This window comes from Pseudomonadota bacterium (assembly GCA_039714795.1).
Classification (GTDB): Bacteria; Pseudomonadota; Alphaproteobacteria; order JAGOMX01; family JAGOMX01; genus JBDLIP01.
The window spans coordinates 22,536-35,581 of sequence record JBDLIP010000007.1 but is presented as its reverse complement, the minus strand read 5'-3'; the positions used below and the strand labels follow the sequence as shown (position 1 = coordinate 35,581).

The 13,046-nt window shown below is 42.2% G+C and carries 6 protein-coding genes and 2 pseudogenes; 2 read left to right on the top strand and 6 right to left on the bottom strand.

Going from position 1 to position 13,046, the window contains the following annotated elements:
• Positions 1-268 precede the first annotated feature (268 nt).
• Together rpsB and ABFQ95_01375 are read left to right on the top strand one after the other, a co-directional pair.
• Positions 269-1,018, top strand: a pseudogene (gene rpsB, locus ABFQ95_01380) (30S ribosomal protein S2).
• A gap of 685 nt (positions 1,019-1,703) precedes the next feature.
• A complete protein-coding gene (locus tag ABFQ95_01375) occupies positions 1,704-2,927 on the top strand; it encodes an ATP-binding protein (protein MEN8236192.1) in 1,224 nt (407 codons plus the stop codon).
• 33 nt (positions 2,928-2,960) lie between these two features.
• Here ABFQ95_01375 and ABFQ95_01370 read toward each other — a convergent pair whose 3' ends face one another.
• The 6 genes and pseudogenes from ABFQ95_01370 to glyA all read right to left on the bottom strand — a co-directional run bounded on the left by ABFQ95_01370 (position 2,961) and on the right by glyA (position 12,880).
• Complete coding sequence (locus ABFQ95_01370; protein MEN8236191.1) at positions 2,961-7,187, bottom strand: DEAD/DEAH box helicase; 4,227 nt, start codon at positions 7,185-7,187, stop codon at positions 2,961-2,963.
• A complete protein-coding gene (locus ABFQ95_01365) occupies positions 7,177-8,946 on the bottom strand; it encodes an Hsp70 family protein (GenBank protein MEN8236190.1) in 1,770 nt (589 codons plus the stop codon). Before ABFQ95_01365 ends, ABFQ95_01370 begins: the two co-directional genes overlap by 11 nt.
• Positions 8,946-9,758, bottom strand: a complete 813-nt coding sequence (grpE, locus tag ABFQ95_01360; GenBank protein MEN8236189.1) for a nucleotide exchange factor GrpE — start codon at positions 9,756-9,758, stop codon at positions 8,946-8,948. The genes ABFQ95_01365 and grpE overlap by 1 nt, the downstream gene beginning before the upstream one ends.
• Positions 9,752-10,084, bottom strand: a complete 333-nt coding sequence (locus tag ABFQ95_01355; protein MEN8236188.1) for a DnaJ domain-containing protein — start codon at positions 10,082-10,084, stop codon at positions 9,752-9,754. The genes grpE and ABFQ95_01355 overlap by 7 nt, the downstream gene beginning before the upstream one ends.
• Before the next feature lies 1 nt (position 10,085).
• On the bottom strand, positions 10,086-12,347 hold the full coding sequence (locus ABFQ95_01350; protein ID MEN8236187.1) for a hypothetical protein: 2,262 nt from the start codon (positions 12,345-12,347) through the stop codon (positions 10,086-10,088).
• A 215-nt stretch (positions 12,348-12,562) separates the two neighbouring features.
• A pseudogene (gene glyA, locus ABFQ95_01345) lies at positions 12,563-12,880 on the bottom strand (serine hydroxymethyltransferase).
• Positions 12,881-13,046 lie beyond the last annotated feature (166 nt).

The window sequence follows — 13,046 nt, the reverse complement described above, 5'->3', positions numbered from 1 at the left end:
TGAATCGCAAAGATTTTCCAATTCGTGCGACTTACAGTCGCACGTTCGGAAAATCAGCGTTCAGGATGACGGCCGTGTTGGTTTCACTGAACAGCCCTGGTTTCACTTCAATATACCTTGCATTCACCCTTCAAATTCGCTATACATAAGGAGAAATCGCACACAGGGTTTCGGGGCCGCTTGACGGCTTCGCTCCGGTGTTGAAGCGGCTATATATGTTGCTCAACCACCCCTGTGGAGGCATAACCGGAAAAGAAAGGATAGACATATGTCACTACCCACATTTACTATGCGTGAGCTGCTGGAAGCAGGAATTCACTACGGCCACCACCCTCGTCGTTGGAACCCAAAGATGGCTCCTTACTTGTTTGGAGTGCGTAACAAAATTCATATTATTGACTTGGCGCAAACGTTCCCTATGCTACAGACGGCTTTGCAAAAAACCCAAGACGTCGTTAAAGATGGCGGACGCGTTTTGTTTGTAGGCACAAAATCTCAGGCTTCAGATGTTGTTGCTAATGCGGCCCAGCAATGCGGGCAGTATTATGTAAATCACCGCTGGCTCGGCGGAATGATGACCAACTGGAATACCGTTTCACAATCAATCAAGCGTTTAACTTCATATGAAAAACAACTGGCTGATGAAACGACTGGCATAACCAAGAAGGAACGCTTAAAATTACAGCGTGCATACAACAAGCTGGAGCGTGCTTTAGGTGGAATCCGCGAAATGGGCGGAACGCCTGACTTGTTAATCGTCATTGATACCAACAAAGAAGACACAGCCGTAAAAGAAGCTTGCAAACTGGGTGTACCAATCGTTGGTATTGTGGACAGCAATAGTGATCCAACTGTCATTGACTATCCCATCCCCGGAAATGATGATGCGATTCGCTCCATTACCAAGTATTGCGATCTGTTCTCACAAGCAATTCTAGATGGCCTGCAGGAACAAATGACTGCTGCTGGTGTTGACATTGGTGCCTCAGCTGAGCTACCAGCTGAAGCCGCAATGCTGCCTGTTGAGAAAAAACCCACAGAAAAGCCAAAGAAAGCGACTGCAAAGAAGCCTAAAGTTGAGGTTAAAAAAGACGAAAAACCTGTAGCAGAAAAGGGTGTAGCAAAGAAAACCGCTGCCAAAGAAGAAAAGGTAACGGTAAAAGCCAAACCTGAAGCTAAAAAGCCTGAAGACAAAAAAGCAGTAGAAAAGAAGGCTGCAACAAAGACAACAACTAAGCCCAAAGCCCCAGCTAAAAAGGTGATTGCTGCAAAAAAAGAAACCGACGCTCCAAAAAAGGCGCCGGCAAAGAAGGCTACTGCTGCTCCTAAAAAGGCTGCTACCACTAAAGCTAAACCAGCAGAAAAGAAGACAGTAGAGAAAAAAGCTGCTGCCAAAAAGGCAACTGCTACCAAAGCAAAAGCTACGGATAAAAAATCTGATTGACGACTTCAGTTTAGGGCTACAATCCTCTAGCGAGGCAAAGCCTCAGACCACCACCCCGGCCGTCATATATGGACGTTGAATACAAAAGCTGAATCAAACTTGTTTGGTGCAAGTTCGTGACCCCACGAACTTGAGATAAAACCACCCAAACTTCGTTTAATTGGTGATGCCATTGCCAATTAAACGAGTTTTTGTTTGCCAAATAGTTTTTTTTCGTTTAATTTGGTATAGAATTCCCAATTAAACGAGGCTTAAGAGAATGTTACAACGCAGCCTTACTAAAACAGTCAGAGAAGTTGATGCGACCTTTCCTGTTTTGCTTGTGACAGGACCGCGTCAGGTTGGAAAAACCACACTACTTAAAATGTGTGCAGAACAAAATCGTAATTACGTTACCTTGGATGACCTACAGGAAAGAGAAATCGCGCAGAATGATCCAGTTCTCTTTTTACAAGCACACAAACCACCTTTACTGATTGACGAAGTCCAATACGCCCCACAGTTGTTCAGTGCCATTAAAATCATTGCCGATCGCGAACAAAAGTCGGGGCTTTTTTGGCTTACAGGATCTCAGAAATTCCATTTAATGAAAGGAATAACCGAAAGCCTTGCAGGCCGTGTGGCTATCATAGATCTGCTTGGACTTTCCCAGGCAGAAATTGATGGGCGTCATGACAAAACAGAGCCTTTTCTGCCAACCCTTGATTGGATCAATAGCGCAAAAAAAAACATGACAAAGCCAAAACCGTTGATAGATGTTTATGAACGCATTTGGCTTGGCGCCTTTCCTAAATTAACCCAAGATCCTAAAATTTCCTCAAATATTTTTTATAACTCATATATCAAAACCTACATCCAACGTGATATTAGAGATATCTTAAACATTAGTGATGAAATAGCTTTTAGTAAATTCCTTAGTGTTGTTGCCGCAAGAACAGGGCAGCTTTTAAACTACTCAAACCTAGCGCGTGATGTAGATATCGATCACAAGACAGCAAAGGCATGGCTCTCGGTCCTTGAAGCATCAGGAATTATTTATTTGTTACAACCATATTATCGCAATGTAACCAAACGTCTTGTCAAGACACCAAAGCTATACTTTCTTGATACCGGTTTATGTAGCTATCTTACCAAGTGGCCAAATCCTGAGTCACTAGAACTGGGGGCAATGTCTGGTGCCATCCTTGAGACCTATATCTTTACCGAAATTCTTAAAAGCTATTTTCATAATGGCGTAACTCCGCATTTTTACTACTATCGTGATCTCGATCAACGGGAGGTAGATCTCGTCATTGAAACAGGAGGGACTTTTTATCCAGTAGAATTTAAAAAGACCGCAAGGCCATCTAGAACCGCATCCAAGCACTTTCATTTGCTGCAAAAACTAGGGAAAAAGGTTGGCCATGGCGCAGTTATTTGCTTTGTGGAAAAAGATGTACCTATTTCCCGAGAAGTTACTGCTATTCCTGTTGGCTATCTTTGAAAATCTATCGAAGCAGGCGCTCAACAACCAATCTCAAGCTGCCTGTTTGTCTGGAAGTAACTGTGTCTCTGGGGTTTGCGTCTCCTGAATCAATTCGATCAATTGATCCTCACTAAGGCGCTGCCAAACATCGCTGCCTTTTAGCAATCCATCAGCTAAGTCGCGCTTGGTTTGGTGCAGCGATATGATCTTTTCCTCAATCGAGTTTTGCATAATCAAGCGATAGACAGTTACTGGACGAGTTTGACCAATACGGTGCGCACGGTCTGAAGCTTGGTCCTCTACCGCGGGATTCCACCACGGATCTAAGTGAATGACATAATCAGCGGCGGTCAAATTCAACCCTGCACCTCCTGCCTTTAGACTGATCAGAAAGAGATCACTTTCCCCAGATTGAAAAGCGTGGACCTCTTGCTTGCGCGCTGATGCTGGGGTGCTGCCATCTAGATAACGATAGCTAATACCTTGGTCATCTAATTCTTTACGAACCAACTTTAAATAGCTGACATATTGGCTAAATATCAAAGCTTGGTGGTTATTCTGTTTTAAATCGTCAATCAGACGCAGTAACATCTTCATCTTGCTGCTTTTTACCGCAACACCAGCCGTGATCAATTGTGGATGGCAGCAAGCCTGCCGCAGCCTTGTCATTTCAGCTAAGATGTGAAAGCGCTTTTGTCCCGCCTGGGTGTCTTCATCCAAAGCCTGAATGCGTTCAACAGCTTTGCGGCGCAGAGCTTCGTAGAAAGAACGTTCTTCTTCTGTCATCTCTACAACTAAAGTCTGTTCTGTGCGCGGTGGCAGCTCTGTTAGAACCTTGTTCTTAGTACGCCTTAAAATAAAGGTTTGTACCAAAAGACGTAAGGCGTTCTGCACTTGCTTTTTCCCATGCTTTTGGATTGGAATACTAAAGCGAGACCGGAATGACTCCCGAGACCCAAGCAAACCTGGGGCTACAAAACGAAATAAACTCCACAATTCGTCCAAATTATTTTCAATGGGCGTACCGGTGAGCGCCAATTTAAATTGACCCTGAAGTTTGCCTACCACTTGCGAACGTTTGGTAGCTGGGTTTTTAATTGCCTGGGCTTCATCCAAAACCACCATCTGCCAGAATTTCTCCTGTAGAATCTCTGCGCTCTGTTGCATAATCCCGTAGCTACAAACCAACACATCATTGGGCCCTAAGGACTCAACCCGTTCTTTGCGTCCTTTTAAAGGCATAGTATGGGTGTTGAGCGTTGGGGAAAATTTCCGAACCTCATCTTCCCAATTGTGACACACGGAGGTTGGTGCTATCACCAAACAAGGTCCTTGAGAAGCATGGGGCAGCATGACGGCTAAAGCCTGCAAAGTCTTACCCAATCCCATATCATCAGCAAGACACGCTCCCATTCCTGCTTTTGATAAACGCGCTAGCCATTCAAAACCTTCGACTTGATAGTCCCTTAAATCTGCCTGCAAGGTTGTTGGCAGTTGCGGCTGATAGCTTTCTACCTCTGCCAATGCCTTGAGCTTTTCCTTCCAGTGCTTGTCACTTTTAACCTTGCCTGCCTCACTGGCAAACTCTTGCAAGGTCAAGCTGCCAAGCCCGTGTACCTTAGCCCCTGACTTGGTCGATTCACTAAAGGCCTTCAAGTCCTGCAATCTCTTTTTGAAATGTTTGGACAGTGAAAGAAACTGATGCTCTCCAAGCGGTATAAAGTTTCCTTGCGACGACTCGAGTAAATCGAGCAATGTGCGCATATCCAGCACTTTGTCTTCGCCAATATGTAGCTCACCTTGAACTTCAAACCAATCATTTTGCTGGCGAATATTGAGGCTGAAATCATTAAACGAAATTTGCTTGGTCACCGCAAAGGTCTGACCCTCAGGCCATTCAATTTTCAATGAACCTTGGTAATTTTGCAATTCACTTAACAACTCTAGGCAATCGTCAGGCCTTTCAAATATCCACTCATTGCTATCATCATTGCGCAGCCGCAGACAAGAACTGCTCTCAAGCAATTGCTCTACCAGCTGCTCTTCCTGCTTTAAATCCCTACGTGCCCTGGTATGTTGTCCTTTGATTTCTGACAAAACCAGCGGCTTACCCTGACCTGGCCGTAGATAGCATCCACTGTCAGTAAAGGGGCGCACAAACAAATTGGCCCGCAACCCCTCCCCCATGGGTAGCATTTGCAAACAAGGGGTAGGATCTGATTCTACAGTGGGAAGATCATCACTTTCCAACTCTGACTGGATTGGTAAAATTGGAGCCGCCTTGCGGATAATATTGACAACATGCTCTTTAGCAGATGCTGAAACTTTTAAGCCCTGATTTCCGATAATATCCGTCAGGGGCAAAAATTGCTCGGAAAAATCAACAACCCTGAAACGTGATGGTGTTTCTTGTTCTATGAGGACCTCAGCTGTTGACGATAGGTGCGACATACTGATTTTAAAGTAATCTTTGTCATCTTCCTCGATAATAAGTTCTGGGGAAGTTTCTACAAACTCAGAAAATACATCGGGTGCAGTTTCACAGAAAATCCTAGGATGACCAATCAGGGCCTGTAACGTTTTATTCTGATCCCAATAGTAGTCCTCCGAACCGTAGTAGCGATAAGGATTTTTCTTCAAGGTACGAATGAGTTTGTGATCTTCTAGAGTCAAATAATCTAACGCAGCCGAACTGCCATTTTCAAACAGCCGCTTGCGAGATATTTTTTTGCCCTTACTCCAAGTGCCATTCAATTTCAAACTTTGTGCAATAGCTGTTAAACTTTGAATATCTTCTGGATTGAGCCGCCATACCAAACGTTTCTTCTTTGATGAATCACCGGATCCTCCAATACACTCAAAAAAATGATTCAATTGCTGTAATTGTCGTTCCCATTTTTCACTCACTTTAACGATAGAGCTAAAATCTATTATGTTCTCTAAGTTATTTTGGGATATGAATATTTCGTACTCTTGGGAATTTTGAGAACTTTGACCACTTTGCACAAGAACATCAACAAATATTTTAGCCACTAACGGTAAGCTATTTTTATAAGTAATAAACTGCCCACGACAGACCTCAAGATCAAGTTTGTCCTTGTCAAACCAGTAACAATAAAGAACTCTGATTGCGGCAGATAAGGGGTCTAATTCAGCTAAATCTAATCGTCCTATATCGCGAGAATAACGGTTTTTTTGCATCAAATCTTCTTGATTCCGCAAAACCCACAATATGTCTTGGATGATTCGGTAAGCAGTTGAGTAGGGCGTATTGTATTCTAAAACAACCTTTAAATGTGCTTGCAATTTATCCCAGTGTTTCTTGTCTTCTGTCTGCAACAAAGCAAGCAAATAAAATACACCGTCAATTGTCCGAAAGTAAATCTCACGGCTATGAGTTTGTTTGCGCAAAGATTTTAGCCCTTCAGCATAGCGAGTAAGACTCATTTTCTGATTCTGCAAAAAAAATGCTGCTGTTCCTGCAACAGCAGATTCCATCTCAGCAGGCAACTCACTCATTGCCAAAGTTTGTTCGATGCAATCTGTACGACCCGATAAAATGTCATACAGTAAAAAAGTGGTAGCAAAAGAGCGATAATTTTTATCTTCACGCTTTGACTCATAATGAGACAAAAGTGGTTGTAATTGATCAAAGTCCCAACCGGTCAGACAAAATGATCTTAGCTTGGTGCTAAAAATCCGTTGTTGTACAACGAATGGAAGCCCCAACAACCACTTTAGATTTAATGGTGTATCTGCATAGATATACATGAACAGTCGGTCAAGCCCATGGTGATCAATATCATTGACAATCGTCTCGAGTTGCTCAATGATTTCGAGTTCATCTCCCCCATAGATAGCTCTGCGTAATTCACTGAGATAAATCATGTTCTCATTAACAGAGTATCCGTAAAAGACACGCCTTCCCGTTTCTTTACAAACAGATTCAATGGCAGCAATATATTGTTTAATATAACCACTATCACAAGCATCAGTGCTTATAGCATGAGCCAAATCTGGAGGACATTCTTGCTTGGGGCCAATCATTCTTTTTCTCTTTAAGAGAGCAAGAACCTTACGCAATTGACCGATTTCCATATTGCGTTCTGCTTGAGAAAGATAAGGTGATCTCTGCAAGCATTTAAGTAAATTTTTCGCACCAGTACCCGCATAAACAAGCGACACCAAACGTACGACGGCTTGTTCTAGGGTAGGAAGGCTATGATATTCCCTTAAGAGATCATGTGGATTCATGTCAATAACAAATTCACGCTGCACTAACCTCTAAATAAGATACGATATCAGATAGTTTCTTGGTTTTATTTTCTAAATTCTGTTCGTCATCTATATCCAAAGCACCTCTCGTTTCTTCAATAATACTCTGTAAATCTTCTCTGTCTTCATTCGATACCTTATTTAAAATTCCTTCAGCTATTGCTATCAATTCAAGAGTATTTGTCCGCTTATCTATTAAAACCAAACGACCTTGATCAGTTTCATCTTCATCGTAAGATATGTCATCTGAATCATCTGCAAATAACTGGTCGATACGCTGTTTTGCCTTATCAAATTCTTGATCTGTAAACTGCGAAATTGCATTATCTATGGTTAATGATTTTTCTACATCACTACGTTTTTCTTTAGCAGTAACATGCAAAATGCCATCTGAGTCTAGATTAAAATCAACGATAATGGGGTTTCCTGCAGGAACTTTGCTCAGGCCTTCTATCAAAAATTTCCCAATTTCGATATTTTGCAACGCATCAGCATTTTCCCCTTGATAAACACTAACATCAACAATTTCCTGATTGTCGTGGTTTGTATAAAACACGTCACTCTTTGTTACAGGAATAGGAGTATTCTTTTGAATGAGTGGTTGGTATACGTTAGGATAGGGATATCCATCTAAAACACCTAAATAACAAGTACCAAAAGTATAAGGTGTAATATCTACCAATACAGCGTCACATTCTTCGCCAGCAATAACTCCTGCTTGAATCGCAGCCCCTATTGCAACGCAAAACTCTGGATCAATTTCTGCATGTGGTCTATTTTCAAATATTTCAGATAACTTTTCTGGAATAATAGGGGTACGGGTACTACCACCTACTAGTAAAACTTCGTCAATTTGAGATGCCATTAAATTTGCTTCATCAAGCGCTTGATGGACGGCATCTAGCGTTTCATCAACATGCGCCATAATCATTTCTTGATACTCTTTTCGTGAAATCTCTAATGACAAATGATAAGGTTTCCCTTCGTGATCCAACAAGTACTCTTCTTCAATCATTGCAAAGGGATGATCTGACAATTTAATTTTTGCAATTTCTGCTGCGCGCTGGATGCGGGCTTTTGCCAGTAGAGATTGACTGATATCGATTCCTTTTTCCTGTAAATGGTCTTCGATAAACTTGACAATCTTGGTATCAAAGTCATCTCCACCAAGGTTATTGTTACCGGTAGTTGCCAGCACCTCCACAACTTGCGATTCCAAACAAACAACCGAAACATCAAATGTACCGCCACCCAAATCATAAACCAAAATATTCTTTTTCTCTTGGTCTGTTGCTCCATAGGCAAGGGCTGCCGCCGTTGGTTCGTTGATGATTCGAACGACTTCAAGGCCTGCCAGCTCACCTGCTTCTCTGGTTGCTTGGCGTTGTGCATCAGAAAAATAGGCAGGAACCGTAATAACTGCCTTCGACACCGAACATTGCAGATAATCTTCAGCCATAGACTTTAATTGCTTTAAGATCATAGCTGACACTTCCTGAGGTGCGTAAGCAGAGTCCCCTAGATTAACCTTTTCCTGGCTTCCCATGTTACGTTTGATTGATAGAATCGTTTTTTCTGGACAAAGCACATATTGATTTTTGGCAATCTCGCCTACAAGAAGGGTCCCGCTGTCTGATAGACCGACAACTGAGGGTAAAATCTTATCTCCGTTGTCATCAATAATCGTGACCTTTCCATCTCGTACAACTGCAACTTCTGAATTTGTTGTACCCAAATCGATACCAATAATTACCTCACTCATTAATTTAATTCCTCTTCTTTATTCACTTTGACTTCTGCTACACGCAAAATCTCATCTTTCCAGATGAATCCTTTACGCAACTCTAAAATAACCTCATTATTTGGCAGTCCAGGTGAATACTCCACTGCGACTGCTCGCATAAATTTAGGGTCAAAAGACTTTCCAATTGCATTGATAGCCTGCACATCATGGGATGACAAAAGTTGATCAACACGACGTAACATCATGTCTTGCCCTTGGCTAAGGCTCGCTACAAATGCAGATTCACGCTGAAAAATTCGCGCCAACCAACCCGAACGATAATTCTTGCTATGTAATACACCTGCTTCCAGGCGATCACGCAACTCGATAATATCTAACAAAAACGGCTTAAGTATGGCCTGTTTTTGTATTTCCGTTTCAACTTTTTGTTCCTGGCGTCTGTGATTTAATTCTTTTGTTAAGACATCATGGCTTTTTTGCAAAGTACCAAAAATTTCTTTGAAACTTCTCAAGGCACCTTTAAATTGCCGGGACTCCCCCTTGATTTCGGTTTTGAGTTCTGTCAGCTCTTCCTGGATTTCTGTGTTGAGGTCTGTTAGCTCCCCATACAATACTGACATGGCAATTTTATCATCACTAACTTCCGGTTCCGGTTCTGGTTCCGGATCAACCGTAATTTTAGGCCCCGGCATTGGTATGACTTCTGGCAAATCAGATGACTTTTCAACTGGATCTTCAGGTTCTGGTTCTGATTCTGATTTCGGTGAGTCTTCAACAAAATAGCTAAAACTATCAACCGTATTTTGTCGCTTCGTATCTATGCCTAACATTTGTTTTCCAAGTTATGCCTTACAATAGAACGAACACCTTTTTGAAAAATATCACGGGTATTTGGCGTACTAGATAACCTTCCTGATTCCCCATCCCGCAAACAAGAATAGATAATTGTAACCGGATCCGTTGGCGTTAATTGAAACATCTGCTGCTTTAGCCGCTGGCGTTCAGTTGCAATTGACTCAAAGGCAGAACGTATTGATTTAAACATCTCCGGATTTTTGTCTGGCGGATACGCTCGCGCAGCTTGCACATAAGCAGATTTAACCGTTGCATCATCGGCAGCAGCAGCGTCCAAGTCCAAAAGAATATAAGGATCCACTCTAAGAAAACTCCTTTTCTAGCAATTTCCGTAACTCTTGTTGTTTCTTTCTATCTAAACCAGCCTCTTCCATCATTCCTGACAAAAATTCTTTCATTTCCCGAAAGTCTGAAGGCATAGGAGGCATGCTATCCTCTCTGTGAATTCTGACGTTAGGCGACTCTTCCAATAGTTTATCAATTAAGATGCCAGTGCGCCTATCGTTGATTACTTCAGCCATGCTCATAGCTTGTTCCAATAATTCAAAATCGGATCTTTTAATATTTTTTGCATCCCCCTTAATCCTATTATAAACCGCGTAATACAGAAAAATGGGTTCACCCTTAAGGTGAGGTTGACCATTAATAAAGTTTTTTACCAAATTAAACTGACCAATTTTAGCAAAAAATTCACAAACAGTTGCAAAATCCGAAGATGTCAAACGATGATAACACGCTTTTTTAAGAGGACTTTTTATTCTATCAATGATTTCTTGCCATATTACATCTGTACTATATTGCTCCATGAGCTTAATCAATTGCAACAACTGAACACTGTCTCTTATACTGAGCTTACTTGTAGCAATGGACCAAACCTTCCGTTCAAGTTTCGCTAAGGGAATTTGTAACTTATTGGCTTCAAGCAAAAACTTAACCCGGTGGATGACATCCGTTTCGTCACCTTGAGACACCAAAAGTTGCAACTGCGATAAATCTCCTTGAAGATATTTATACAAAGCCTGATGCAGTTGAACGAGCCATTTGAGGTTGTTGGGAACTCTGGTTGCCAGGTCTTGCAAGAGAGTTTCAGCTTGACCCCACTTCTCTTTTAGAATCAAATTTTTTGCCTTTAGCAAATTAAGATCTGTCATGTATTGCAGAGCAAATCGATTAATGGGGTCCAAGGCTAGCAATTTTTCTGTAAGCTGTAGAGCCTTGCTGAATAGCCCATGTTGGCGCGCTGATTTGATTGCCATGACCAACACATCACGATCTTCAGGAAAAACTAACAATGCCTTATCGATAAACTCTTTGCCGCTCTTTTCAACCCCTGGAAGATCACAGCGACGGACTAATTCAAAATAAGTCGCTTTATCCTCCGGATCGAGAGCAAGACTAGTCTCCAGCAGTTGCAAATTTTTTTCAAACCACGGGCACCTGCAATCTTTTCCATGTTCTGCATCAATCAAATCAACTACATGACGCAAAGTTAGCGCTCGTTTCAGTTCAAGAATTGGCGTTTGTGGCTGAGTGCTCAGCGCATTTTCATATTCCTGCCAAACCTCGGGAGGAAATTTATCGTCTTTGTGAATTGATGCAAGTGCCTTGATATGTGCTTCTTCCTCAACAGACAATGGCTCAAAAAGCTTTTCAAATGTTTTGCGAGCGGGCGTATAAAACGGAAGCAAATTATAAAATAGTCTTTTTGCAGAATATTTATCCATGTAGGGCAGACCTTCTGCAATGAGGTTGGACGACACCCTTGGCTCTGATCGGCCGGCTAAATCGCGTAATTTATCAAAATACTTTTGTCTGCCGGGCTCCCATCCTTGCAACCCACTTAATAACTCAAATCCCACTCGATCTAAATTCGCCAGTGACTTTGCCATATCAATAGGGGACGACAGTGCAGTTCTTACAACTTTTGCAAATTGATAAAAGGGGGAAGTCGTTGGAACATGTTCTAATGGCTCAGCATCAGAATTCTTATCAGACACCTGAAGCAGGTAACCTTTTAATATCAACTTCAGTTGCTTATAGGGAGAGCGAAAAGAAATGGCTGCCAGTGCGTTTTCCAATTGATCAAAGTTCCGCTCAATCATAGCAACCAAAGCCTGCTGCGCAAATGTGAGATGCATTCTAAGGATGGAGTCTTCCGGAAAAATGCTGACGAGCTCATCAGATCCAGTCAACAGAAGTGCTGCAAAAATTTCTTCTATTTCCAATATCTGTGATTCAACCATAGAATCCCTATTGTTTAGAAAAATATCTGCAGCTTTACTTTCAAATCCTGACACAAGCAACAAATTGATATAAAGGTAAACGTGACTGCACTCAGTACAATACTGAGAGTGATTTTCCCATAACACCACTGCCTCGCGATACATTCCTTTGTTACTTAAGTGTTTGGCTCTGCCAATATAACAATCCCGCACGGCATCACGATACCTATCACAAGGTTCTTGTTTTAAAAGCGCTTTATAGCAATTAAGTGCTTTCTTATAGTTCCCTACAGCCAGCAAAGAAGCCGCTTCCTGCTCAGCTCCAGGAGATGGAACAATCATTTTTTTTAGAGGTTTTCCCATATATCACAACCGCCAATTACAATTCTTACAGAAACTACCCAGGTCAACGGACAGAACAAAGCTGGCGCTCCATCACCCTCCAGACAACCCTCACTCTACTAGGAGATATCACAACTTTTTCTATAAAGTCAAGATTAATGGAACGACCAAGATACGTCACCAAAATTTCATGACGCATGAATTTGCTGCAAATCAACTACCGCCGCCTCATTGACCTGGCCCCCTGAATGCGGCTGCGCATTGGCAAACTTGCAGCCAAACAATTGGCATGCGCGCTCGATAGCCAATCGCTCAGCCACGTCCACAAACTCACAGCCTCCATAATAGCGCCGGCCCGGGTACCCTTCAGCGTATTTGTTGGTCATCACGCTGCCGGTGGCAGCCATAACATTAGGCGAGACAAAATTCTCACTAGCAATCATTTCCAACTGATTTTGCTGGCGGTTGAGTTCGTTTCCCAGAGCTTGGGCGATTTCAGGGTCAAAGTTATGCAGGGATTTGTGTATTCGCATACTATGTAGATGTCCCTTTAAAAACCATTTATGTTGTTAAAGGTAGCAAAGTCTCAGTGTGGAGGCTAGAGGATTTTTTACAAGACTAAAGTGATCCCTGAGTCAAGGGAGGGAAAAAATTTGGCTGAACCCCAAAGCTTGAAAGACGGTGGGTATGTTAAAAAAT